General features: G+C 69.8%; 21 protein-coding genes. 10 read left to right on the forward strand and 11 right to left on the reverse strand.

The window, feature by feature from the left end; genetic code table 11:
• Positions 1–12: 12 nt before the first annotated feature.
• The 5 genes from ASF27_RS08610 to ASF27_RS08630 all read right to left on the reverse strand — a co-directional run bounded on the left by ASF27_RS08610 (position 13) and on the right by ASF27_RS08630 (position 5,327).
• On the reverse strand, positions 13–1,206 hold the full coding sequence (locus ASF27_RS08610) for a malate--CoA ligase subunit beta (RefSeq protein WP_056169743.1): 1,194 nt from the start codon (positions 1,204–1,206) through the stop codon (positions 13–15).
• A gap of 249 nt (positions 1,207–1,455) precedes the next feature.
• Positions 1,456–2,082, reverse strand: a complete 627-nt coding sequence (gene fchA, locus ASF27_RS08615; protein ID WP_056359306.1) for a methenyltetrahydrofolate cyclohydrolase — start codon at positions 2,080–2,082, stop codon at positions 1,456–1,458.
• Positions 2,083–2,085: 3 nt separating this feature from the next.
• Entirely contained in the window at positions 2,086–2,946 is an 861-nt protein-coding gene (locus tag ASF27_RS08620) for an NADP-dependent methylenetetrahydromethanopterin/methylenetetrahydrofolate dehydrogenase (protein WP_056169750.1), read from the reverse strand.
• 143 nt (positions 2,947–3,089) lie between these two features.
• Positions 3,090–4,028 carry a D-2-hydroxyacid dehydrogenase gene (locus ASF27_RS08625; RefSeq protein WP_056169753.1) on the reverse strand — a complete coding sequence of 313 codons (939 nt, stop codon included), beginning with the start codon at positions 4,026–4,028 and terminating at the stop codon, positions 3,090–3,092.
• A 90-nt stretch (positions 4,029–4,118) separates the two neighbouring features.
• The gene (locus tag ASF27_RS08630; RefSeq protein ID WP_056169756.1) at positions 4,119–5,327 is read right to left on the reverse strand and encodes an aminotransferase class V-fold PLP-dependent enzyme; all 1,209 of its coding nucleotides are present in this window, start codon (positions 5,325–5,327) and stop codon (positions 4,119–4,121) included.
• Positions 5,328–6,067: 740 nt separating this feature from the next.
• Here ASF27_RS08630 and ASF27_RS08635 point away from each other — a divergent pair.
• From ASF27_RS08635 to ASF27_RS08645, 3 genes are read left to right on the forward strand one after another with little or no spacing between them, the layout of a single operon-like run.
• Positions 6,068–6,892: a UDP-2,3-diacylglucosamine diphosphatase gene (locus ASF27_RS08635; RefSeq protein WP_056170650.1), complete on the forward strand. Its 825-nt coding sequence runs from the start codon at positions 6,068–6,070 to the stop codon at positions 6,890–6,892.
• Complete coding sequence (locus ASF27_RS08640; RefSeq protein ID WP_056169759.1) at positions 6,889–7,977, forward strand: glycosyltransferase family 1 protein; 1,089 nt, start codon at positions 6,889–6,891, stop codon at positions 7,975–7,977. Before ASF27_RS08635 ends, ASF27_RS08640 begins: the two co-directional genes overlap by 4 nt.
• A 57-nt stretch (positions 7,978–8,034) precedes the next feature.
• Positions 8,035–8,688, forward strand: coding sequence for a ribonuclease HII (locus ASF27_RS08645; RefSeq protein ID WP_082478897.1), 654 nt, complete (start codon positions 8,035–8,037; stop codon positions 8,686–8,688).
• Here ASF27_RS08645 and ASF27_RS08650 read toward each other — a convergent pair.
• A complete protein-coding gene (locus tag ASF27_RS08650; RefSeq protein WP_056359310.1) occupies positions 8,639–9,754 on the reverse strand; it encodes a PA0069 family radical SAM protein in 1,116 nt (371 codons plus the stop codon). The two genes, ASF27_RS08645 and ASF27_RS08650, sit on opposite strands and share 50 nt — an antisense overlap.
• A gap of 168 nt (positions 9,755–9,922) precedes the next feature.
• Here ASF27_RS08650 and ASF27_RS08655 point away from each other — a divergent pair, with 168 nt between their 5' ends.
• Entirely contained in the window at positions 9,923–10,444 is a 522-nt protein-coding gene (locus ASF27_RS08655) for a hypothetical protein (RefSeq protein ID WP_056260493.1), read from the forward strand.
• A 3-nt stretch (positions 10,445–10,447) separates the two neighbouring features.
• On the opposite strand, the gene ASF27_RS08660 is transcribed toward ASF27_RS08655, so the two are convergent.
• Positions 10,448–11,314 carry a 3'-5' exonuclease gene (locus ASF27_RS08660; protein WP_244474163.1) on the reverse strand — a complete coding sequence of 289 codons (867 nt, stop codon included), beginning with the start codon at positions 11,312–11,314 and terminating at the stop codon, positions 10,448–10,450.
• Between the two features lie 75 nt (positions 11,315–11,389).
• Entirely contained in the window at positions 11,390–13,852 is a 2,463-nt protein-coding gene (gene ligA / locus ASF27_RS08665) for an NAD-dependent DNA ligase LigA (RefSeq protein ID WP_056359314.1), read from the reverse strand.
• Positions 13,853–14,044: 192 nt separating this feature from the next.
• Between ligA and ASF27_RS08670 the strand changes: the two genes are divergently transcribed.
• From ASF27_RS08670 to ASF27_RS08685, 4 genes are all read left to right on the forward strand, one after another.
• On the forward strand, positions 14,045–14,974 hold the full coding sequence (locus ASF27_RS08670; protein WP_056304415.1) for a protein-methionine-sulfoxide reductase heme-binding subunit MsrQ: 930 nt from the start codon (positions 14,045–14,047) through the stop codon (positions 14,972–14,974).
• Between the two features lie 89 nt (positions 14,975–15,063).
• Positions 15,064–15,354: a hypothetical protein gene (locus ASF27_RS08675; protein ID WP_056169773.1), complete on the forward strand. Its 291-nt coding sequence runs from the start codon at positions 15,064–15,066 to the stop codon at positions 15,352–15,354.
• A 46-nt stretch (positions 15,355–15,400) separates the two neighbouring features.
• Entirely contained in the window at positions 15,401–15,970 is a 570-nt protein-coding gene (locus ASF27_RS08680) for a Uma2 family endonuclease (RefSeq protein WP_056359317.1), read from the forward strand.
• Positions 15,971–16,072: 102 nt separating this feature from the next.
• The gene (locus ASF27_RS08685) at positions 16,073–17,086 is read left to right on the forward strand and encodes an adenosine kinase (protein ID WP_056359321.1); all 1,014 of its coding nucleotides are present in this window, start codon (positions 16,073–16,075) and stop codon (positions 17,084–17,086) included.
• Between the two features lie 21 nt (positions 17,087–17,107).
• On the opposite strand, the gene ASF27_RS08690 is transcribed toward ASF27_RS08685, so the two are convergent.
• The 3 genes from ASF27_RS08690 to ubiG all read right to left on the reverse strand — a co-directional run bounded on the left by ASF27_RS08690 (position 17,108) and on the right by ubiG (position 19,518).
• Complete coding sequence (locus ASF27_RS08690) at positions 17,108–18,082, reverse strand: NADPH:quinone oxidoreductase family protein (RefSeq protein WP_056359324.1); 975 nt, start codon at positions 18,080–18,082, stop codon at positions 17,108–17,110.
• A gap of 72 nt (positions 18,083–18,154) precedes the next feature.
• The gene (locus ASF27_RS08695; protein ID WP_056169785.1) at positions 18,155–18,727 is read right to left on the reverse strand and encodes a YbhB/YbcL family Raf kinase inhibitor-like protein; all 573 of its coding nucleotides are present in this window, start codon (positions 18,725–18,727) and stop codon (positions 18,155–18,157) included.
• 47 nt (positions 18,728–18,774) lie between these two features.
• A complete protein-coding gene (gene ubiG, locus ASF27_RS08700) occupies positions 18,775–19,518 on the reverse strand; it encodes a bifunctional 2-polyprenyl-6-hydroxyphenol methylase/3-demethylubiquinol 3-O-methyltransferase UbiG (RefSeq protein WP_056359327.1) in 744 nt (247 codons plus the stop codon).
• Between the two features lie 206 nt (positions 19,519–19,724).
• Here ubiG and ASF27_RS08705 point away from each other — a divergent pair, with 206 nt between their 5' ends.
• Both ASF27_RS08705 and ptsP read left to right on the forward strand, forming a co-directional pair.
• Positions 19,725–20,960, forward strand: coding sequence for an aspartate kinase (locus ASF27_RS08705; RefSeq protein ID WP_056359329.1), 1,236 nt, complete (start codon positions 19,725–19,727; stop codon positions 20,958–20,960).
• A gap of 164 nt (positions 20,961–21,124) precedes the next feature.
• Positions 21,125–23,386, forward strand: a complete 2,262-nt coding sequence (gene ptsP, locus ASF27_RS08710; RefSeq protein WP_056169793.1) for a phosphoenolpyruvate--protein phosphotransferase — start codon at positions 21,125–21,127, stop codon at positions 23,384–23,386.
• Positions 23,387–23,394: the final 8 nt, after the last annotated feature.

Genomic DNA, 23,394 nt, shown 5'->3' on the forward strand with positions numbered 1-23,394 from the left:
TCCTCCCCGTTCTCAGTTGGCGCGCGCGGCCGAGCCGGCCTTGGCGGCAGCGCAGGCCTCGACGGCCTTGGCGGCGGCGTCGGACAGGCTGTTGGCGGTGATGAGGTCGAGGCCGCTCTCGGCCAGGATCTTCTGACCGGCCTCGACGTTCGTGCCGGCGAGGCGGACGATGAGCGGTACGTCGATCTTCACCTCCCGCGCCGCCTGGATGACGCCTTGGGCGACCCAGTCGCAGCGGTTGATGCCGGCGAAGATGTTGACGAGGATCGCTTTGACGTTGCGGTCCGAGAGGACGAGGCGGAACGCCGTCGCGACGCGATCAGGGCTGGCACCGCCACCCACGTCCAAGAAATTCGCCGGTTCGCCGCCCGCGTGCTTGATCATGTCCATGGTGGCCATGGCCAGACCGGCGCCGTTTACGATGCAGCCGATCTCGCCCTCGAGGCCGATATAGGAGAGGTTGTGCTCGGCGGCCTGGGCCTCGCGCGGGTCGCCCTGCGAGGGATCGTGCATGTCGGCGATGTTGCGCCGGCGGAACATGGCGTTGTCGTCGAAGGACATCTTGGCGTCGAGTGCCAGGACCCGGTCGTCCTTGGTGACTACGAGGGGGTTGATCTCCAGCATGGTGCCGTCGCAATCGCGGAACGCCCGGTAGGCGTTCATGATCGTCTTCACGGCGGCCGAGACCTGGCGGATGTTGAGGCCGAGCTGGAACGCGATCTCGCGGGCTTGGAATTGCTGCAGGCCCACCGCCGGCTCGACGACCACCTGGATCAGGGCCTCGGGCTCGTTGGCGGCGATCTCCTCGATGTCCATGCCGCCGCGCTGGGAGGCGATGACGCGGACCCGCTCGGCCTTCCGGTCGAGGACGTAGCCGAGGTAGAGTTCACGCTCGAACGGGTCGGCGGTCTCGATGTACACGCGCTGCACCGGCTTGCCCTCGGGACCGGTCTGCAGGGTGACGAGGCGCTTGCCGAGGAGGTCCTTGGCGGCGTCGCGGACCTCGTTGTAGGTCCGGCACAGCTTGATGCCACCGGCCTTGCCGCGGGCACCGGCGTGGATCTGCGCCTTCACGGCCCAGAACGAACCGCCGAGCTCGGTGGCGGCGTAGACCGCCTGATCGGGGCTGAAGGCCACCGCGCCCTTGGGAACCGCCACGCCGAAGCCAGCGAGCAACTCCTTGGCTTGGTACTCGTGAACGTCCATGTGCGATCTCCTCGACGTTTCCTCGGGGCGGACCTTCTCGTAAATTTCACTTCGCGAAAAGGGTCTTGCCGTTTATATTTTTTTACATTCTCGTTGAGTCTGCCTTGAAGGCAGCTGGAATGCTTCTGGATTTCAACAAACGCGACGACTCACCTTGGCGTTAGGGTCGCGGCGTCAAGCTTTGCGTAACTTAATCCCCCGCGTTCTTTTGTGCGATGCGGAACGATCGGCGTCCCGCGTCGCGAAAGATCAGTTCACCTTGGCCTTCACGATCTCGTAGATCGACTCGTTGAGCGGACCGGCCGAGCCCAGCAGGGTCTCGAGTTCCTTGAGACGCGCGTCCGCGAAGGCACGGTCGTCCAGGCCCTTGGCGTTGACGTAGACGTTGAGCGCCGCGCTGCGCAGGCCCGCATGGGCGGACAGCACCGCGACACCGGCATCGGAGATGACGTTGAGGTTGCCCTTGTCGGCGACGGGCTGGGCGAGGTCGATGACCTTGCGGCAGGCCCGGCAACACTCGAGGGGCACGTCCGTGGCCACCTTGAGGGCCGCCTGGATCTTCTCCGCCCGCGCAGCCTTCTCCTCGTCCGTCGCCTTTGGCAGCGCGTAGGCGCCCATCACCGCGTCGAAGGCCGCCACATCGTCGGCGATCATGCGGGTGAGCTCGGCCCGGAGCGCCTCGGATTGTCCGAGGATCTCCTTCAGTTCGCCCTCCACCTCGACGTACTTCTTCTTCCCGATGGTGAGGTTGCACACCATGCTGAGAAGTGCGGCCCCCATGGCGCCGTGGATGGCGGCGGCACCGCCGCCGCCCGGGGTCGGGGCCGAGCTCGCGAGCCCGTCGAGGAAGGTCTGGATGGTTGCGTCGGCAGCCATGGCTCAGGCCATCTTCTTGGCGAGGGCGTAGATCTCCTCGGCGTCGAGCACCTGCTCGGTGCTGTCGAAGAGCTGGCCGACGCAGGCGCGGTGGAGCTTGAGCTTCAGGCCGCCGATGCCGAGCGCGCCGAACACCTTCTTGCCGTGGCGTTCCTTGCCCTTGTCCATGGCGTCGATCCCGCCGAAGCCGAGGGGCGGCTGGGCGTTGTAATCGGCCACGAACTCGATGCTGGCCTCGTCCTTCCAGTCGGCTTCCGACAGGAGCTCGATGCCGATGGCGCCGGCGGAGAACACGAGGTTCTGGCCCTTGACGATGGCGGCGCGAGAGGCGGCGTCCGGAGTCGCGGCGGCCGAGATCTCGACCTTGAAGCGCTTGTTGATCTGGTCCGCGGCGGCTTGGGCCTTGTCGAGGGAGCGACCGCACAGGATCACGGTGGCGCCTTCCTGGGCCAGGAGCGCGGCCGAGCGCATGCCGACGGGGCCGGTACCGGCGAGCACGACGGCCTTCTTGCCCTGGAGCGAACCGGCGGCCTTCTGCACCAGTGCGACGCCAGCGGCGGCGGTGGTGTTGGAGCCGTTGGAATCGAGCATCACCGAGACGCGGAACGGGCCGAAGAAGCGCTTCTTGACCGCGTTCAGCACCGCCTCGCCGGCCGCCATGCTGCCGCCGCCGACGAAGATCGCCGTGGACTTCTTCTCGGAGCCGCCGCGGGTATAGATCGTGCCGTCGACCAGGGCGCCGACGTTCTCGGGCGTCACGTTGCCGTAGCCGGTGATGTGATCGGCGCCGCCATCGTAGCCGACGACCACGTCGAACACGCTCGGCACGGCATCGGTGTCGAATTGGAACAGCAGTTTTTTCATTTTTGTCGATCCCTATGCTTGTCCGCGCTCGGGCGCGGTTGGCGTTTGGTCCTGAATTCTCGTCTCGTCACCGGAGGGCACGCCGGGCTCCCTCTCCAGGAAGGAGAGGGAGCCCGCGCCCATCCATCGGCAAGGCCGGCGACCTAGACCACGTTCTGCGGCTTGCCGGCGACGAAGGCCTCGACGTTGTCGACGAGCTGGTCGGCCAGGATCTGCATGGCCTCCTTGCTCGCCCACGCCACGTGCGGGGTCACGATGAGGTTCGGAAGGTCGAGCTCGCACAGGATGTTGCCGTTCTTGGGCGGCTCGGTCATCACCACGTCGAAGCCCGCGCCTCCGATGGTGCCGTTCTGAAGGGCCTCGGCCAGGGCCTCCTCGTCGACGAGGCCGCCGCGCGCGGTGTTGATGAGGAGCGCGTGCTTCTTCATCTTTGCGAGCTGTTCGCGGCCGATCATGTTGCGGGTCTCGGGCGTCAGCGGCGCGTGCAGCGTGATGACGTCGGACTGGGTGAGGATGGTCTCGAAATCGACCAGCCCCTCCTGGGGGAACACGTCGTAGGCGATGACCTTCATGCCGAGCGCTTCCGCCCGCTTGGCGATGGACTTGCCCAGCGCCCCGTAGCCGACGATGCCGAGCGTCGACCCGGCGATGTCGTGGATCGGATAGTCGAAGTAGCAGAACTGGGTGGATTTGGCCCAGTCGCCCCGGCGAACGGAATTGGCGTAGGGCACGATGGCCCGGCGCAGGGCGAAGATCAGGCCGATCACGTGCTCGGGCACGGTGTTGAAGGCGTAGTTGCGGATGTTGACGACCGTGATGCCGCGTTCCTTGGCGACCGCCTTGTCGACCACGTCGGTGCCGGTGGCGGCGACGGCGATGAGCTTCAGGTCGGGCAGCTGCTTCAGCACGTCGGCGCGCATCGGCACCTTGTTGATGAGGGCGATCTCGGCCCCCTTCAGGCGCTCGACGATCTCCTCGGGCGTCCAGGTCGACTCGTACTCGACGTAATCGTGCGGAAAATTGAATTCCCGAACCTTGGCGTCGAGGGACTCGCGGTCGAGGAACACGATCTTCTTCGTCATGGAAGCCCTCAGGTCGCTCCGGCCGAACCGCCGGCGGCAGCGTGGTCGATGGGGTCGCCGGGGCGAAGGATCGCCCCGGCGATTGTCGGATCAGGCCTTGGCCAGGGGGTTCTCGCGCAGGTAGCTCGACGCGGCGGCGACACCGGAACCGGGCGTGACCTTCACGCCGTGGTCGAGCATGGCCATCTCGGCACCCGCGATGGCGCCGAGCAGCGACAGCTCGTTGAGGTCGCCGACGTGACCGATGCGGAACACCTTGCCGGCGAGCTTGTTCAGGCCGGCGCCGAGCGCGAGGTTGTAGCGGACATAGGCGTGCTTGATGATCGCCGCGCCGTCGATCCCCTCGGGCACCACGATGGTGGTGACCGTGTCGGAGTTCCACTTGGGCTCCTTGGCGCAGGTCTTCAGGCCCCAGGCCGCGACGGCCTGGCGGGTCGCCTCGCCGAGCACGTGATGACGGTGGTAGACGTTCTCGAGGCCTTCCTCGTTGAGGCAGGCCAGGGCCTCGCGCAGGCCGTAGAGCAGCGGCAGCGACGGGGTGTAGGGGAAGTAGCCGGCCGGGTTCTGCTTCTGGTGGTCGGCCCAATCGAAGTAGACGTGGGCGAGGCGGTCGTTCTTGCCGGCCGAGGCTTCGGCCGCCTTGAGGGCCTTCTCGCTGACGCAGATCACGCCGAGGCCGGCGGGCAGCATCAGGCCCTTCTGGGAGCCGGCGATGGCGCAGTCGACGCCCCACTCGTCCATCTTGTAGGGGAGCGAGCCGACCGACGACACGCCGTCGACGAACAGCAGGGCCGGGTGGCCGGCCGCGTCGATGGCCTTGCGCACGGCGCCGATATCCGAGGTCACGCCCGTGGCGGTCTCGTTATGGACGACCATGACGGCCTTGATCTCGTGGTTTTTGTCGGCGCGCAGGGCCTCGCCGATCTTCTCCGGGTCCGCACCCGTGCCCCACTCCTCGTCCTGCACGATGACGTCGAGGCCGAGGCGCTCGGCCATGTCGACCCAGAGCAGGCTGAACTGGCCGAAGCGCGCGGTCAGCACCTTGTCGCCGCGCGACAGGGTGTTGGTGAGCGCCGATTCCCAGATGCCGGTGCCGGAGGCCGGGAACAGGAAGATGGTGCCCTTGGTCGAGCCGAACACCGCCTTGGTGTCCTCGAACAGGGGCTTGGTCAGGGCGGGGAAGTCCACCGAGCGATGGTCCTCGGACTGCACCACCATCGACCGCAGGACGCGATCGGGGATGTTCGTCGGGCCAGGAACGAAGAGGTGGTTGCGACCCGGCCGTTTCGTTGCCGCCATGATGATGTCTCCGGTTCTCAAAGAAGTGCGCGCGATCCGTGCGACACACTTGGTTCAGTGACGGAAGATCTGCCCGTTTGGGCCGCCCTTCCGGGTGGATCGATGACGAGAGGCCGGCCCGGTTCAGGCAGCCGTCTCGGGTGGGCAGGCTCCTACGCGCTCGCGGACCCGCCGGAAACCCGGTCGGGCCCACTTACCCTCAGGCGATACTTGCCCTCAGGTAATGCTTACCCTCAGGCAGCCGACCCCGGAGGAGCCGGCCTCATGACGGAGACCCCGATCCCGTCGGGAGCGAGGCACCGTGCTGTCGATGGGCTGCGGGCGCTCGAGACCTGCGCCGCGATGCGCGGACGCATCGAAACGCGCGGACAGCCGTGAAACGGGTCCGACGATCTCAAGCCGTTCTCCAGGCCGGGGCGCGCTCGCGAAACCGCGCTTCCCCAGGCCGTGCAGGCGCCATCCTGCCCCGTATGTCGCTGCCCTTCTTCACCTCTCGGGGCTCCGGACACACGATGTCTCGCGCGGTCCGGTGGGGCATCTTGCGGCGACTATGCCTGCCTTCACGCAGGAAGGAAAACCCGAAAAACTTCGCGAAACGTCAAATAATTTTATAGTCCAGAAGGGCTTGCGATGCGGTGCCGCACGGCAGGGCGCCCCTCCCCCGGGGCCGGCCGGCGTCATCAAAGTGATACGGGAATCCGGTTTGGCTCGGTCCGATGCAGAGCTGCTCGGAGACCACCATGGGCGAAGATCCGGAGACGACCATCCGCGTCCGAACCCTGTTCCTGTCGGACATGCACCTCGGCACCAAGGGTTGCCAGGCGGCCCTGCTGCTCGAGTTCCTGCGCGACTACGATGCCGACGAGATCTACCTCGTCGGCGATATCGTCGACGGCTGGCAGCTCAAGTCCGGCTGGTACTGGCCCCAGAGCCACAACGACGTTGTTCAGAAGCTCCTGCGCAAGGTCCGCAAGGGCTCGAACCTCATCTACGTTCCGGGCAACCACGATGAATTCCTGCGCGACTACATCGGCATGACCTTCGGGGGCATCGAGGTCGCCGACCAGCGCCTCCACGTGGCGGCCGACGGCAAGCGCTACCTCGTGATCCACGGCGACCAGTTCGACATGGTGGTGCGCCACGCCCGGTGGCTGGCGTATCTCGGCGATGGTGCCTACACGGCGGCGCTGTTCGTCAACACCCACCTCAACACCCTGCGCCGCCGCCTCGGGCTGGCCTACTGGTCGCTCTCGGCCTGGGCCAAGCTGCGGGTGAAGAACGCCGTCAACTTCATCGGCAAGTTCGAGGAGTTGCTCAGCGCCGAGGCCCGGCGCATCGGCGCCGACGGGGTGATCTGCGGTCACATCCACCACGCCGCCAACCGCACCATCGGCGGGCTCACCTACCTCAACACCGGGGATTGGGTGGAATCCTGCACCGCCATCGTCGAGCATTACGACGGCACCATGGAGGTGCTGCACTATCCGAGCCTGGTGCGGGCCCGGGAGGCCCGTGACGCCGAGCTCGCCGGGCCGCGGCCCGACGGCGCCCGGGCCGTCGCATGAGGCTCCTCATCGCAACGGATGCCTGGCATCCGCAGGTCAACGGCGTCGTGCGCTCCCTCGAGCACATGGCGGCGGCGGGCGCGAGCCTCGGCATCGACACGGTGTTTCTCACCCACGCTGACTTCGTCTCCGTACCCCTCCCGGGCTACCCGGAGATCCGCCTGTCCTGCGCCACCCGCGCGGCGGTGGCGCGCCGCTGGGACGGTCTGCGGCCGACCCATGTCCATATCGCCACGGAGGGCACCGTCGGCTACGCCACCCGGCGCTACTGCCTCGGCCATCGCCGTCCGTTCACCACGAGCTACCACACCCGGTTTCCCGAATACCTCGCGGCCCGCGCCCCCGTGCCGGAATCGTGGAGCTACGCCTGGCTGCGCCGGTTCCACGGTGCCGCCAGCGGCACCATGGTGAGCACACCCTCCCTCGAACGCGATCTCGCCGCCCGCGGCTTCACCAACCTCATGCGCTGGACCCGGGGCGTCGACACCGACCTGTTCCGGCCCGACGCAGGGGCGCCCGATCCCTTCGCGGGCCTGCCCCGGCCGATCTTCCTGTTCGTCGGGCGCCTCGCGGTGGAGAAGAACATCGCCGCCTTCCTGTCCCTCGACCTGCCCGGCTCGAAGGTGGTGGTGGGCGACGGACCGGACCGGGCGCGCCTCGCCGCGCTCGCCCCCGACGCGCACTTCCTCGGCACCCGCACGGGCGCGGCCCTGGCGGCGGTCTACGCCGCCGCTGACGTGTTCGTGTTCCCGAGTCTCACCGACACCTTCGGCATCGTGCTCCTGGAAGCCCTGGCCTGCGGCGTGCCCGTCGCGGCCTACCCGGTCACCGGCCCCCTCGACGTCATTGGGGGTACGGATGCGGGCGTCCTCGACCCCGACCTGCGCAAGGCGGCGCTTGCCGCCCTGACCATCCCGCGCGACCGATGCCGGGCGCAGGCCCTGCGCTACACCTGGGCCGAGAGCGCACGGCAATTCTACGCCAACATCGCCGCCGCCCACGGCACGGCAGGCCCGCAGGCGCGCCACGGCACACCGAGCAGGACCATCGGTTTGGGCACAGGAACCGACGCACCGGCGTGGTGACTCGGGCGGGCCGGACTGGCAGGGTCCCGCCCCATTCCCGACACCGTGTTCACCCCGATGCTCCCCTTCGACGCTGCCCTCGCGAAAGACTATCCGGCGGTGATCGGCTGCGACGAGGTCGGACGCGGCGCCCTGTGCGGACCCGTGGTCGTGGCGGCGGTGTGGTTCGACCCGCACGCGTTCCCGGGCGAGATCCTGGCGGCGCTGGACGATTCGAAGCGCCTGAAGCGGGCCGAGCGCGAGCGCCTCACCCCCCTGATCCGTGCCCATGCGCGCGTGGCCCTGGCCGCCGGGTCGCGGGCGCTCGTCGACCGCATCAACGTGCGGGGCGCCACCCTCGATGCCATGGCGCGGGCCGTCCGTCGCCTCGACCTCGACGCCCCGGTGCTGGTCGACGGCCGCGACGCGATCCCGGACGTCGAACGATGCCGTCCGGTGGTCGGCGGGGACCGCCTCGTGCCGCAGATCGCCGCCGCCTCCATCGTGGCGAAGACCGTACGGGATGCGGCCATGCGCGCCCTCGCCCGGCGCCACCCCGCCTATGGCTGGGACAGCAATGTCGGCTACGGCACCAAGGTGCACCTCGCCGGCCTCGCGACACTGGGCCGCTCGGCCCATCACCGCTGCAGCTTCACCAGAGCCTACGGACCCGAGACCGATTTCAGAACAGCGACAGCTGCGCCGTCGGCCGGACAAACAGATCGGTCCTGAGCTTCAGACGTTCTTCCGGGTAGCCGAGGCGGCGGCGGGCGAGGCGCATGCGGCGCACGATGAGGTCAGCATAGGCACCGGCTCCGACCATGCGCCGGCCATACGTGGCGTCGTAGGCGCGCCCGCCCCGCGCCTGGCGCACCAGGGACATCACGTGGGCGCGCCGCCCCGGATAGTGTTCGGCGAACCAGTCGTCCACGAGGGCGTCGAGTTCCAGCGGCAGGCGCAGCAGCACGTGGTTCGCCTCCCGCGCGCCGCGTTCGCGGGCCGCCGTCAGGATCGCCTCGATCTCGTGGTCGTTGAGCGAGGGAATCACCGGGGCGGCGATGACCATGACGGGAATTCCCGCTGCACTCAGGCGCTCGATAGCCTCCAGGCGCTTCTTCGGGTGCGGCGCGCGCGGCTCCAGCCGGCGAGCGAGATCGGGATCGAGGGTGGTGACCGAGACGGCGACCTTCACGAGATCGTCGCGGGCGAGATCTGTGAGCAGGTCGAGGTCGCGCACCACGAGGTTCGACTTGGTGACGATCCCGACGGGATGCCGGAATCGGCCCAGCACCTCGAGGATGCCCCGGGTGAGGCGGTGCTCGCGCTCGATGGGCTGGTACGGGTCCGTCGCCGTGCCGAGGGCGATGGTGGCGGGCCGGTAGGCCGGCGCCGACAATTCGGCGGTGAGGAGTTTCACCGCATCCGGCTTGTGGAACAGCCGCGTCTCGAAATCGAGCCCGGGCGACAGGCCCACATAGGCGTGGTTGGGCCGGGCGAAGCAGTAGGCGCAGCCGTGCTCGCAGCCGCGATAGGGGTTGATCGAGCGATCGAACGAGATGTCCGGCGAGGTGTTGCGGGTGATGAGGCTGCGGGCGCGCTCCGCCGTCACCATCGTGCGCAAGGGCGCCGGGGCGACGGCCTCCCACCCGTCGTCGAAGATCTCGCGGCTGATAGTCTCGAATCGTCCGGTGGGATTGGCCGTCGCGCCGCGTCCACGCCGGGCGTCGCTCGGCCGCGTCGTCGTGGCGAGGCGCCGCGCGCCCTCCCCTGTGTCCGCGTCCGGCGACTCCGTCTCCATGCCGATCCTTCATCACCCGCCGCCGAATCGAACATATCATGAACATGATCGCGAGATGTTGCACATATTGCGGGCAAAGCGGCTTCTGGGTCGGGCCCTGCGCAGTCCGGGCAGGAAACCGGGCCGGTGACCGGCTTCAGTCCGGGGAAAAATGCGGTATGCGCGGGCATGATCTCCGCTCTGATCCATGTGGCGCGGCCAGCCGATCCCGATGCGGTCGATCGGCTCGCCGACACCCTCGGCGCCCTCGTGGCCGGCGTCGCCGCCGGGCTCGTCGGCGATGCGGTCATCGTCGCGCCCAGCCACAGCACGGCCATCGACACCGTGGCGGAGGCCACCGGCGCCAAGCTCGTCCTGCGCCCGCGCGGCGGCTCGGCGTGGTCGGCCGGGGCCAAGGCGGCCCGGCGCGAATGGGTGCTCTGTTTGGAAGCCGGGGACGTGCCGGCCGAGGGCTGGATCCGCATCCTCGACCGCTTCATCGGCACCGCCCGACCGGACGTCACCCTGGGCCGCCTGCGCCGCCCGCATGCGGGTCTGCCGGCCCGCCTCGCCGCCCGGGGCGAGGGCGTCATCGGCGTCGGCGCGCCCCGTCCCGGCGATCTCGTGCGGCGCGAACGCCTTCTCGCCGGTCCGCGCTTCGTCCGACGGGTGAAGGTCCGCAAATTGCCGGCCCGCCTCGAACGCTCCTGAGGATCAGGATTCGGCGGCTGCCTCCATGCGCAAACGCAGGCGCTCGACATCGTCGTGGTTGCCGGACAGCAGGTCGGTGATGTCGCCGACGAGGAGCGCCGCGACGTGGCGGCACGCGGTGCCGTAGCGCCCCGCCATGCAGGTGCAGCGCAGGCGCAGGCCCGTGGCTCGGTCCTCCAGGGTGATGGCGTAGCGGTCGCCGCGCGAGCCCTTGACGGTGAAGCTCAGGGGCGGCGGGAGGCGCGGCCCCGACCGGGCGCGATCGGACGACGGTCCCGGGCCGGCGCGCGGCGGCGGGACGCGGTCCGGCCCTTCCGGCACCGTGGTGATGGGCAGCCGGATGGCGCGGGACAAGCCGAAGATGTCGGGCGCGCCGGTCCGGCGCATGGCCGCCAGGGCGATCTCGGCACACGCATAGGCGTCCTCGCCCGCATCGTGGTGCTCGAACCGGATGCCGAGGCGCGCCGCGACCTTGCCGAGGCCGCAGCCCTCCTCCGCGGGAAACACCCGGCGGGCGATCTGAACGGTGCAGAGGTAAGAGAAGGCCGGCGGCCGCAGGCCGTAGGCGACCAGCGACGCGCGCAGGACGCCCATGTCGAAGCCGGCGTTGTGGGCGAGCACGAGGCCGCTCGCCAGGTCGGGCAGGAACTCGGCCATCACCTCGGGAAACGTCGGCTGCGTCCGCACATCCGCCGGCACGATGCCGTGGACCCGGATGTTGCCGGGGGAGAACCGCAGGTCCGGCGGCCGGATCAGCCGCGATTCCCGGCGCACCACCGCCCCGTCCGCGATCCACGCGAGACCGACGGCGCAGGCACTGTCGCGACGCTCGTTCGCGGTCTCGAAGTCGAGGGCAAGAATCGGTGTCAAAGGATTGGTGTCAAATAGCGGGTGCCCCGCGCGCCCGAGGCGATGCGCGTCATGTAAGCCGCGCTGGAAGCCACCTCAAGCGCTCGCCACGAGGGCGAGCCAGGCCTCCTCGCTCACCACCTCCACGCCGTGCCTCTCGGCGTCCTTGAGCTTGGAGCCGGCGCCGGGCCCGGCCACCACGAGGTCGGTCTTGGCCGAGACCGAACCCGAGACCTTGGCGCCCAGGCGCTCGGCCGTGGCCTTGGCCTCGCTGCGGGTCATGCGTTCGAGGGAGCCGGTGAAGACCACGGTCTTGCCGGCAAAGGCCGTCGCCGTCACGGGTGCCGCCATGGGTTCCGTGGTGACGGCCTCGAGGAGGGCCCGCACGGCGGCGTCGTTGTGCGGCTCGCCGAAGAACGCGATGAGGGAATCCGTCGCCACCGGACCGATCTCGGCGTCGTCGGCGAAGTTCCGGTAGGCGTCGCCCGGGCGCTGGGACGCGGCCCGGGCGATCCCGGCGGCCGCCGCATCGGCGTCGCCGTAATGGGCGAGCAGGCTCGCGCGCTGGGGCGCCGACAGCCGGATGCGGCCGGGCGCCTCGCCGGCTTCCACCCCAGCCTCGCCCTCCTCCGCATCGGAGGTCTCGCGGGGGTAGCCGACCTCAAGCAGGCGGTCGCGCGTCGTCGGGCCGATGCGCGGGAGCGACGAGAGTTCGATCCAGTCCGGCCCCGCCTGGGCGGCGGCCGCCGCCGCGACCCCACCCATCAGGGCGGCCATGTCGGGAAAGCGTTTCGCCAGGGCCTTGGCCGTGGACTCGCCGATGTCGGGGATCCCGAGGGCGAACAGGAAGCGGTTGAGGGGCAGGCGGCGGCGGTCCTCGACGGCGGCGAGCAGGTTGTGGATCGCCTTGTCCTCCTCCTCGCCCTTCTTCTTCGTCGGCTTCTTCGGGGCCGGTGCGCCCTCGGCCCGGCGCTCGGCGGACAGGGCTTCGCGGCGGGCCACGATGGCGGCCTTCAGCTCCGCGAAATCGAGGCGGAACAGGTCGGCCGGCTGCTTGATGACGTGCGCTTCGAACAGCACCTCGATGTAGGTCTGGCCGAAGCCTTCGAGGTCGAAGCCGTTGCGCGAGACGAAGTGCTTCAGGCGCTCCACCCCTTGCGCGGGGCAGATCAGGCCGCCGGTGCAGCGCCGGACGGCGTCGGGCTTGCCCGTACGCGGGTTGATCTCCCGGATCGCCCGACTGCCGCAGGCGGGGCAATGGTCGGGGAAGACGAAGGGCGTCGCGTCCGCAGGGCGCTTGTCGAGCACCACGTCCATGACCTTCGGGATCACGTCGCCGGCCCGCTGCACCACCACCGTGTCGCCGACGCGGATGTCGCGGCCGTCGCGGATTTTTTCCCCGTCGCCGCCGACCCCCTGGACGTAGCCCTCGTTGTGGAGCGTGGCGTTCGACACCACGACGCCCCCCACCGTCACCGGCCGCAGCTTGGCCAGGGGATTGAGGGAGCCGGTGCGGCCGACATTGATCTCGATCCCCTCGACCACCGTGAGCGCCTTCTGGGCGGCGAACTTGTGGGCCAAGGCCCAGCGCGGCGAGCGCGAGACGAAGCCGAGGCGTCGCTGCAGGGCGAGGCTGTCGACCTTGTAGACGACGCCGTCGATGTCGTAGCCGAGATCCGCCCGCGCGGCCTCGATGCCGCGGTAATGGGCGATCATCGCCACCGCGTCGGTGAAGCGTTTCGTGCGGTCGTTGACCGGCAGGCCCCAGCGCCCGAACGCCTGGATCATTCCGGACTGGGTCTCATCTGGCAAGGCCGACATCTCGCCCCAGGCGTAGGCGAAGAACTTGAGCGGCCGTGAGCGGGTGATCTCGGGATCGAGCTGGCGCAGGGACCCGGCGGCGGCGTTGCGCGGGTTGGCGAACAGGGCCTTGCCGGCGGCCTCCTGGCGCGCGTTGATGGACGCGAAATCCGCGTGCGAGAGGTAGACCTCGCCCCGAACCTCGCAGATCTCCGGCACGTCGTCGCCCGAGAGGGTCTCGGGGATGCTGTCCACCACGCGGGCGTTGCGGGTGACGTCCTCGCCGGTCCAGCCGTCGCCCCGCGTCGCGGCGGTGACGAGGCGGCCGCCCTCGTAGCGGAGCGACAGGGACAATCCGTCGATCTTCGGCTCGGCGGTGAAGGCCAGCGTCTCGCCCTCGGGCCAATTCAGGAACCGGCGCACCCGGGCGACGAACTCCTCGACCTCCGCGTCCGCGAAGGCGTTGCCGAGGGACAGCATCGGCACGGCATGCCGGACCTTGGCGAATTTCTCCGACGGCTTGGCGCCGACGGAGGTGCTCGCCGCCCCCGTGCCGGCGAGGTCCGGGAACCGCGCCTCGATGTCCTCCAGGCGGCGGCGCAGGGCGTCGTACTCGGCGTCCGAGATCTCCGGCGCGTCCTCCTGGTGATACAGGCGGTCGGCCTCGGCGATGCGCTCGGAAAGGGAGGCGTGCTCACCGCGCGCCGTCTCCTGCGTCAGGTTGTCGAGGCTGTCGGCGGCGGGCTTCGATGCGGGCATGCTGGGCTTCTGCGATGGGGACCGGTTCGGCCCGGCATACAACACGTCGTTCGATGCCGCATCGTCCCCCGGCACGGCGCGGGCGGGGTGTGCGACCGCACGTCGCCGGCCGTAACTTCGGCCCGCTTCCCCACGTAGATAGGACCGTCGGCGGCACCGGTCGCCCCGACAGCCGCGCATTCGGAACATGCCATGCCCGCCCTGCCCGCCATCTCCGCACCCTGGCGCGACCGCGCCGGACGTCTCTCGGGCCTCAAGCTCGGCGTCTTCCTGTTCGCCCTGGCGCCCGGCCTCTGGCTCGCCGGCGCCTATGCGGCGGACGCGCTCGGTGCCAAGCCCATCACCGCGCTCCTGCACGGCACCGGCGAATGGGCCGTGCGTTTCCTGCTGCTGTCCCTGGCCGTCACGCCCCTGCGGCGCCTGGCGAACTGGCCGAAGCTGATCCTCGTTCGGCGGATGCTCGGGCTGACGGTGTTGGCCTACGCGCTCATCCACCTCGCGCTCTACGTGGTCGATCAGAACTTCGTGCTGACGAAGGTGGTCTCGGAGATCGTCAGTCGGATCTATCTCACCATCGGGTTCGTCGCCCTCGTGGGGTTCGTGGTCCTCGGCGTGACCTCCACGGACGGCATGATCAGGCGACTCGGCAAGGCGTGGCCGCGCCTGCACAAGACGGTCTACACTCTCGCGGTGCTCGGCCTCGTCCACTACTTCCTGCAGGCCAAGATCGACGTCTCCGACCCGGTGTTCTGGACCGGCGCCTTCCTGCTCCTCATGGGCTGGCGCGCCCTGCAGCGCCTGCGCTGGCCCATCAACCCGCTGACCCTGCTGGGGCTCGCCGTCGCGGTGGCGCTCACCACCGCCGGACTGGAGGCGGCGTGGTACGGCCTCGCCAGCGGCATCCCGGCCGGGCGCGTGCTCCAGGCCAACCTCGCCTTTCCCGACATGATCCGCCCGGCCTGGTGGGTGCTCGGCCTCGGTTTGGTTCTGCCCGTCATCGATGCCGCGCGCCGCATCTGGGACCGGTTCGGCAAAGGCGCGGGCAAGGGTGCGGGCAGGGGCGCGGGACCAGAGGCCCGACCGGTGCGGAGCCGGCCCGCCGAAGCGGTGGCCGCGCGCTGAAGCCGGCTTGCGGCCGCGCCCGGCCTCCCGCATGAGTCCGTGCCGATGGTTCGGGGGACGCGATGACGAAAACAATCTGGGCGGCCGGCATGGCCTGCCTCCTCGCCGTCGGTGCGGCCCGCGCCGAGTGCCCCCGCGCCGAACCGCCGCCCGTGAGCGCCCGGCCGACCAAACCCGCCTTCCCGGAGAAGCCGGCCTGCGTCGACGCCAAGGGCGGCTGCCCCGGCTGGGAAGCCTACAGCTACAACGACGCCATCAAGGCCTACAACGCCCAGATCGCCGTCTACCGTCCCCTGGCGGAGGCCTACGTGAAGGGCCTGAACGCCTACGTGAAGGCGGCCTCGGACTACGCGCAGTGCGAGGTGAAGGCGCTTCAGTAAGACCGGCGCCTTCGCAGTCTTCGGGGCACATGAGAGGTTGTCGCCCATGAGCGCGCAGCCCAAAGCCGGCATGGATGTCGACGCCTTCCTGGCCTGGGCCGAGCACCAGCCCAGCCGCTACGAGCTCGTCGACGGAGAGGTCTTCGCCATGGCCCTGCAGCGCGTGCGGTATGCGGAGACCAAGTTCTCCGTCCAGCTTGCGCTCCGCGCAGGCATTCGCGAGGCCGGGCTTCCCTGTCGTATGCTGCCCGACGGGATCACGGTGCGGGTGGATGCGGCAACCTGCTTCGAGCCGGACGCCATGGTGCATTGCGGCGAACGCCTCGGGCCCGATGCCACGCAGGCCCCGCCGCCCATCGTGGTCGTCGAGGTCCTATCCCCGAGTACCGGACAGATCGACACCACGCCGAAGCTTGTCGGGTATTTCCGGGTGCCGAGCGTGATGCACTCTCTCATCGTCGATCCGGTGCGGCGCATGATCATTCACCATCGGCGCGGAACCGAAGACCTGATCGAGACGCGGCTCGCCTCCACGGGGCGGCTCGAACTCGAGCCACCGGGCCCGACCCTCACGGGAGCCGCTCTCTTCACCGAGTCTCCCTTAGCCGAGTCGTGAGGGATGGACGGAGCGTTGGGACGGCCGCCCTCGCTTGACCCCCGGCGGGGCTGGTGCCACAGCCCGGCGCATCCTTTTCCCCCGGCCAGACTGGACGGTTAGATGCCCGAATCCCTCGACCTCCTCGTCCTCGGCAACGCCATCGTCGACCTCATCGCCCGCGCGGACGAATCGTTCCTCGTCGAGCAGGGCGTGCCGAAGGGCGCGATGCAGCTCATCGACGAGGAGCGGGCCGAGGCCCTGTTCGACGCCATGGGGCCGGCCACCATCGTATCGGGCGGCTCCGGCGCCAACACCGCCGTCGGCGCGGCCCTCCTCGGCGCGAAGACCGGCTTCATCGGCAAGGTCCGCGACGACGAACTCGGGGGCCTCTACGCCCACGACCTGAAGGCCACGGGCGTGCGCTACACCGTGCCGGCCGCTACCGACGGTCCTGCCACGGCGCGCTGCTTCATTCTGGTGACGCCCGACGGCGAGCGCACCATGAACACGTATCTCGGCGCCTGCCAGAACCTGTCCCCGGCCGACGTGGACGAGGCCACCGTGCGCAACGCGCGCGTGACCTACCTCGAGGGCTACCTCTGGGATCCGCCGGCCGCCAAGGACGCGTTCCGCAAGGCCGTTCAGATCGCCCACGCCGCCGGCAACGCCGTCGCGCTGACCCTGTCGGACGCCTTCTGCGTCGGCCGGTATCGAGAAGAATTCCTCGGGCTCATCCGCGACGGCAGCGTCGATATCCTGTTCGCCAACATCGGCGAGTTGCAGAGCCTTTACGAGACCGACGACGCGGAGGTCGCCCTCAAGGCCCTGCGCGACGAGCGCGACGCCCGCGGCAAGCATCTCCTCGGCCTCGTCACCCGCTCGGCGGACGGCGCCATGGTGGTCAAGGGTGGCGAGATCCGCAGCGTCGAGGCCTCCCCGGTCCACGAACTGGTGGACACCACGGGTGCGGGCGACCTGTTCGCCGCCGGCTTCCTCGCGGGCCATGTGCGGGGCCTCGACAACGCCGCGAGCGCCCGTCTCGGCGCCCTGGCCGCGGCGGAGGTGATCCAGCACATCGGCGCCCGCCCCCAGCACGACCTCGTGGCGCTGGCCAAGGCGCAGGGCCTGCTCTGAGGCGATCCCACGGGAAGGCGCTCACATTCGCAGGAGCACCTTCCCCACGGCCTCGCGCCGCTTGAGGATCCCGAGGGCCTCGGCGTAATCCGCCAGGGGATAGACCCCATGGACCTTGGCGGTCAGACGGCCCTCCGCGACCCAGGCGAGGAGCTGGCGCTGGTTCTGTGCATGCGCCTCGGGTTCGCGATCGACGAAAACGCCCCAGTGCACGCCCTGGATGTCGATGCCCTTGAGGAGGGCGAGGTTCAGCGGGATACGGGGGATGTCGCCGGCGGCGAACCCGATTACGAGGTAGCGCCCCTTCCAGCCCAGCGAGCGCAGGGCCGGCTCGGCGTAGTCGCCGCCGATGGGATCGTAGATCACGTCGACGCCGCGTCCCTCCGTGAGGGTCCGCAGGGCCTCGCGCAGATTGTCGGCGGCGTAGTCGACGCTCATCGTGGCTCCGTGCGCCTCGGCGACCCTCAACTTCTCCGGCGACGAGGCGCAGGCGATGACACGTGCGCCCATGATGGCGCCGAGTTCCACCGCCGCGAGGCCGACGCCGCCCGAGGCGCCGAGCACCGCCAGGGTCTCGCCCGGCTGGAGCTTCGCCCGGTCCCGCAGGGCGTGGAGCGACGTGCCGTAGGTAATGGTCAGGCCGGCGGCCTGCTCATCGGAGACGGCATCGGGAATCGGCGTGAGGTGACGGGTCGAGACCGCGATGCGCTCGCGGCAGGTCCCGAACTTCTGGTGGACGATGACGCGGTCGCCGACCGAAACCCCCTTCGTATCCGGCCCGAGGGCCTCGACCACGCCGGCGGCCTCGCCGCCGGGCGAGAACGGCAGCTCCGGCTTCACCTGGTAGCGCCCGGCGATGATGAGGGTATCGAAGAAGTTGAGCGCCGCCAGGGTGATGCGCACCACGGCCTCGCCGGGCCCCGGCACCGGTTCGGCGATGTCCTCCAGGGAGAGATCGTCGGGGCCGCCGAGGCGGGTGCACAGCAAGGCCTTCATGGAAACGCTCCGTCCCTGTCCCGGTGCGCCCATGCACCGGGCGGACCGAGCGGTGCAACATCCAAATGCGATTCAGGTCCGGGCGTAGGTCGCCGTCAGGCAGCCCTTGGCGAGCACATGGCCCCGCATGGCGTCGATAACGGCGCCCCGGCCCGGTGAGGCGTCGAGGGCGAGAGCCACGTCGAGGGCATAGATCTGGAACAGGTACTCGTGCGGCCCGTGGCCGGTGGGCGGATCGGGCGGCAGCCACTGGTCCTGAAGGAAGCTGTTCTTGCCGAGATCCTGGGACTGGTGCGCCCCGCCGGGGCTCGGCAGCGCGCCCTCGGTCAGGGGGCCGGCCTCCGGCATCAGGTTCCAGGCGATGAGGTGGACGAGGGGGCGCGGCGTCGGGCTGCCCGCGTCCTCGACGATGAGGGCGACCCGGACGGTCCCCGGCGGGAGGTTGTCCCAGGCCAGGGGCGGAGACGTCTTCTCGCCGTCCTCGGTGAAACGGGCTGGGATCGACCCGCCCTCGGCGAAGGCCGGGCTCGTCAGCCGCACCGTCGCGGGCGTGTCGGGAAAGTCGGCGTGGTAGGTGGTCGCCGCGATGCCCGCCTTGAGGCCGGACAGGGCCTCGCCGACGGCGTGGGGGATCTTCTCGAGCATGACGGCCTCCGGTTGCGCGCGGTCAACGACGCGAGGCCGCCGGGAGTTCAGGCGCGGCGCGCGGCGATCATGTAGTTCACCGCCGTGTCGCGGCTCGCCCGCCACGAGCCGTCCAGCGGATTGAACACCACCCCGGTGGTGTCCGTCACCGCGAGGCCGCCGTCCTCGACGGCACGGATGAGTTCGTGGGGTTTCACGAACTTGTCCCAGTCGTGGGTGCCCTTCGGCAGCCAGCCGAGGACGTATTCGGCCCCCACGATGGCGAGGGCGTACGAGCGCAGGGTGCGGTTGAGGGTGGCGGAGAACAGCAGCCCGCCGGGCTTCACCGCCGCGCAGGCGGTGGCGACGAAGGCCGGCACATCGACCACGTGCTCCACCACCTCCATGGCCAGCACGATGTCGAAGCGCTCGCCCTCCGCCACCACGCTCTCGATGGTGCGGGCTCGGTAATCGACGCTCACGCCGGCCGCATCCGCGTGCGCCTGGGCGACCTTCACGTTGGTCGGCGCCGGATCGAGCCCGGTCACCCGGGCGCCGAGGCGAGCGAGGGGTTCGGACAGCACGCCGCCGCCGCACCCGACATCGACGATGGCGAGGCCGTCGAGGGGGAACGGCGCTTTCGGATCCCGGTGGAAATGCCGGCAGGCGGCGTCACGGATATAGGCCAGCCGTACGGGATTGAAGCGGTGCAGCACCCGCATGGGCCCGGTCGGGTCCCACCACGTCGCCGCGATGGCCTCGAAGCGGGCGACCTCGTCGCGGTCGATGGAGGATGAGGTGGGTCCGGTCATCGGGTCCGTCTGATTGGGCGGAGAAAAGCTTGGGGGAACAACAGTCCCGGGGATGGGTCACGGCCCACCGGCCCCGATTGTTGACACGCTCGGGTAGCCCTTGTACCCGCCGAAGCCCTGTCCGGTACAGCCGCAGAGCGACGCGGGCGTTTGTCCGGCCCGCCGCACCACGGCTCCCTTTCCACGAGAATCGACGCGGACGCTGCATGGCCCGTTTGGTGATGAAGTTCGGCGGCACGTCCGTCGCCAATGTCGAGCGCATCCGCAACGTGGCGGCCCACGTCGCCCGCGAGGTCGCGGCCGGCTACGAGGTCGCTGTTGTGGTCTCGGCCATGTCGGGCAAGACCAACGAGCTCGTCGCCTGGGTCAAGGACGCGAACCCGATCTACGACGAGGCCGAGTACGACGCCGTGGTTGCCTCGGGCGAACTCGTCACCGCCGGCCTGCTGGCCATCGCCCTGCGCAAGGCCGGTCTCAAAGCCCGCTCGTGGCAGGGCTGGCAGATCCCGATCCTCACCTCCGACGCCCACGGCTCGGCCCGCATCGAGGGCATCGACGGCGCCCGCCTCAATGCTGGCTTCAAGCGCGGCGAGGTCGCGGTCATCGCCGGCTTCCAGGGCATGCACGAGGCGACGGGGCGGGTCACCACCCTCGGCCGGGGCGGCTCGGACACCAGCGCGGTGGCCATCGCGGCCGCCATCGGTGCCGAGCGCTGCGACATCTACACGGACGTCGACGGCGTCTACACCACCGATCCGCGCGTCGTTCAGAAGGCCCGGCGCATGGAGCGCGTGACCTTCGAGGAGATGCTGGAGATGGCTTCCCTGGGCGCCAAGGTCCTGCAGGTCCGCTCCGTCGAGCTCGCCATGGTCCACCGGGTGCCGACCACGGTGCGATCGAGCTTCGACCCGCCCGACAACGCACGCCCCGGAACCCTCATCTGCGACGAGGACGAGACCATGGAACAGCAGATCATCACCGGGATCGCCTTCTCGAAGGACGAGGCGCAGATCACGCTGCGCCAGGTCAAGGACAGCCCCGGAATCGCCGCCGCCATCTTCGGGCCCCTGGCGGACGCCAACATCAACGTCGACATGATCATCCAGACCGTGTCGGGCGATCAGTCCACCACGGACATGACCTTCACGGTCCCGTCCGCCGATTACGATCGTGCGCGCCAGATCCTCGATGCCCAGAGCGGCGTCATCGAGTTCGCCCAGATCGAGGGTGCCACGGACGTGGTGAAGGTCTCGGCCATCGGTGTCGGCATGCGCAGCCATGCCGGCGTCGCCGCCAAGGCGTTCCGGGCGCTCGCCGAGAAGGGCATCAACATTCGGGCGATCACGACATCCGAGATCAAGTTCTCCGTGTTGATCGACTCCGCCTATACGGAGCTTGCCGTGCGTACGCTCCACTCGCTATACGGCCTCGACCAGGCCTGAACACATTGGCCCATCGCGCGCACGATTCTTGCGCGTGATGCCGCGTGAGCGCGCTGTCCGACGAAGTGGATACCGGTTCGTCTGAGGGCACGACACACAAGGAATGAGAGGCGCGATCCGGTCGGATCGGATCACGCCTCGAACCGAAGCCGGATCGAGGGACCATGCCCGCTGCGCCTGGAGGACCGCGCCTGCTGCTGCGCCGCCTCCGCGAAGCGATGGCGGAGCCGGTCAGTCCACAGGCACGTCTCGACCGGATCGTCACCCTGATCGCCGCCAACGTGGTGGCGGAGGTGTGCTCGGTCTACGTGCTGAGCGACGACAACACCCTCGAGTTGTTCGCCACCGAGGGCCTGAACCGCGAAGCGGTCCATCTCACCCGCATGCGCGCGGACGAGGGCCTCGTCGGCCTCATCGCGCAGACGGCCGAGCCGCTCTCCCTGTCCGACGCCCAGTCGCACCCGTCGTTCTCCTATCGCCCTGAGACGGGCGAGGAGGCGTATCACGCCTTCCTGGGTGTGCCGCTCCTGCGCGCGGGCAACACGCTCGGCGTGCTCGTGGTGCAGAACAAGACCTACCGGGTCTATTCGGAGGAGGAGATCGAGGCGCTCCAGACCACCGCCATGGTGCTGTCGGAGATGATCGCCTCGGGCGAACTCCAGGCGCTGGCCCCCGGGGCCGGCTCGGCGGCCCGACGGGCCGTGAGCCAGCGCGGCGTGGCGCTCGCCGACGGCATCGGCCTCGGGCACGTGGTGCTGCACGAGCCGCGCATCGTCGTGAAGCGGCTCATCGCCGAGAACCTCGACCGCGAGGTCGAGCGCCTCGAACAGGCCATCGGCGAAGTCCGCTCCGCCATCGACGACCTCGTGGAACGCGGCGACAGCATCGGCACCGGCGAATCGCGCGAGGTCCTCGAGACCGTGCGGATGTTCGCCCACGACAAGGGCTGGCTGCGCCGGATGCGCGAGGCCGTGCAGTCGGGCCTGACGGCAGAGGCCGCCGTCGAGCGGGTCCAGTCGGACAACCGCGCCCGGATGATGCGCCAGAGCGATCCGTATCTGCGCGACCGCCTGCACGACCTCGACGACCTCGCCAACCGGCTCCTGCGCACCCTCATCGGCCACGAGGGCAACGGCGACCGGGTGCTGCCCGAGAACGCGATCCTCGTCGCCCGCTCCATGGGGCCTGCGGCCCTGCTCGACTACGACCGCACGGCCCTGCGCGGCGTCGTCCTGGAGGAAGGCGGCCCGACGAGCCACATCGCCATCGTCGCGCGGGCGCTCGGCATCCCGGCGGTGGGCGAGATCGCCAACGCCACGGCGCTCTGCGACGCCGGAGACGCCATCATCGTCGACGGCGCAACGGGCGAGATCCAGGTCCGGCCCGGTCCCGAGATCGAGGCGGCCTACGGCGAGATGGTGCGGGTCCGCGCCAAGCGTCAGGAGCAGTACCGGGCCCTGCGCGACCTGCCGGCGGTGACCCGCGACGGGGTCGCCATCGGCCTGCAACTCAATGCCGGTCTGCTCATCGACCTCACCCATCTGGCCGAGACGGGCGCGGACGGCATCGGCCTGTTCCGCACCGAACTCCAGTTCATGGTCGCCCAGCGCATGCCGTCGGCGGCCGAGCAGCAGACCCTGTACGAGGCGGTGTTCACCGCCACCGGCGACCTGCCGGTGACGATCCGCACCCTCGACATCGGCGGCGACAAGATCCTGCCGTACATGCCGGCCCTCGAGGAGGAGAACCCGGCGCTCGGCTGGCGGGCGATCCGAATCGGACTCGACCGGCCGGCTTTGCTGCGGGTGCAGTTGCGGGCGCTGCTCCGCGCGGCCGGGGGCCGACCCCTCAAGATCATGTTCCCCATGGTGGCGACGGTGGACGAGTTCACCCGCGCCAAGGCCATCGTCGAGCGCGAGAAGGCGCACCTGCGCCGCCACGGCCACCCGCTGCCGAGCGATTGCAAGCTCGGCGTGATGGTCGAGGTGCCCTCGCTCCTGTTCCAGATCGACGAGATCGCGCGGGCCGCCGACTTCCTGTCGGTGGGGTCCAACGACCTCATGCAGTTCCTCTTCGCCGTCGACCGCGAGAACCGGCGGGTGGCGGGCCGGTTCGACACCCTGAGCGTGCCGGCCCTGCGCGCCTTCCGGCTCATCGCCGAGCGGGCGGCGGCGGCCGGCTGCCCGGCCACGGTCTGCGGCGAGATCGGCGGCAAGCCCCTCGAGGCCATGGCCCTCATCGGCCTCGGCTTCCGGCATCTCTCCATGTCACCGGCCGCCATCGGCCCGGTGAAGGCGATGGTGCTCGCCCTCGACGCCGCCGCCATCGCGGCCGTCATCGACGCCGAGATGGCCCGCGCCGGCGACGGCGCAACCCTCCGGCCGGCGCTCAGCGCCTTCGCCAAGGCGCACGGCGTTCCTATCTAGCGGGCCTT

It is taken from the genome of Methylobacterium sp. Leaf102, from assembly GCF_001422425.1.
Classification (GTDB): Bacteria; Pseudomonadota; Alphaproteobacteria; order Rhizobiales; family Beijerinckiaceae; genus Methylobacterium.

Coding starts and splice junctions, on each gene's coding strand:
- ASF27_RS08610 (WP_056169743.1), bottom strand. CDS start 1,206: ATGGACGTTCACGAGTACCAAGCCAAGGAGTTGCTCGCTGGCTTCGGC.
- fchA (WP_056359306.1), bottom strand. CDS start 2,082: ATGGCTGCCGACGCAACCATCCAGACCTTCCTCGACGGGCTCGCGAGC.
- ASF27_RS08620 (WP_056169750.1), bottom strand. CDS start 2,946: ATGAAAAAACTGCTGTTCCAATTCGACACCGATGCCGTGCCGAGCGTG.
- ASF27_RS08625 (WP_056169753.1), bottom strand. CDS start 4,028: ATGACGAAGAAGATCGTGTTCCTCGACCGCGAGTCCCTCGACGCCAAG.
- ASF27_RS08630 (WP_056169756.1), bottom strand. CDS start 5,327: ATGGCGGCAACGAAACGGCCGGGTCGCAACCACCTCTTCGTTCCTGGC.
- ASF27_RS08635 (WP_056170650.1), top strand. CDS start 6,068: ATGGGCGAAGATCCGGAGACGACCATCCGCGTCCGAACCCTGTTCCTG.
- ASF27_RS08640 (WP_056169759.1), top strand. CDS start 6,889: ATGAGGCTCCTCATCGCAACGGATGCCTGGCATCCGCAGGTCAACGGC.
- ASF27_RS08645 (WP_082478897.1), top strand. CDS start 8,035: ATGCTCCCCTTCGACGCTGCCCTCGCGAAAGACTATCCGGCGGTGATC.
- ASF27_RS08650 (WP_056359310.1), bottom strand. CDS start 9,754: ATGGAGACGGAGTCGCCGGACGCGGACACAGGGGAGGGCGCGCGGCGC.
- ASF27_RS08655 (WP_056260493.1), top strand. CDS start 9,923: ATGATCTCCGCTCTGATCCATGTGGCGCGGCCAGCCGATCCCGATGCG.
- ligA (WP_056359314.1), bottom strand. CDS start 13,852: ATGCCCGCATCGAAGCCCGCCGCCGACAGCCTCGACAACCTGACGCAG.
- ASF27_RS08670 (WP_056304415.1), top strand. CDS start 14,045: ATGCCCGCCCTGCCCGCCATCTCCGCACCCTGGCGCGACCGCGCCGGA.
- ASF27_RS08675 (WP_056169773.1), top strand. CDS start 15,064: ATGGCCTGCCTCCTCGCCGTCGGTGCGGCCCGCGCCGAGTGCCCCCGC.
- ASF27_RS08680 (WP_056359317.1), top strand. CDS start 15,401: ATGAGCGCGCAGCCCAAAGCCGGCATGGATGTCGACGCCTTCCTGGCC.
- ASF27_RS08685 (WP_056359321.1), top strand. CDS start 16,073: ATGCCCGAATCCCTCGACCTCCTCGTCCTCGGCAACGCCATCGTCGAC.
- ASF27_RS08690 (WP_056359324.1), bottom strand. CDS start 18,082: ATGAAGGCCTTGCTGTGCACCCGCCTCGGCGGCCCCGACGATCTCTCC.
- ASF27_RS08695 (WP_056169785.1), bottom strand. CDS start 18,727: ATGCTCGAGAAGATCCCCCACGCCGTCGGCGAGGCCCTGTCCGGCCTC.
- ubiG (WP_056359327.1), bottom strand. CDS start 19,518: ATGACCGGACCCACCTCATCCTCCATCGACCGCGACGAGGTCGCCCGC.
- ASF27_RS08705 (WP_056359329.1), top strand. CDS start 19,725: ATGGCCCGTTTGGTGATGAAGTTCGGCGGCACGTCCGTCGCCAATGTC.
- ptsP (WP_056169793.1), top strand. CDS start 21,125: ATGCCCGCTGCGCCTGGAGGACCGCGCCTGCTGCTGCGCCGCCTCCGC.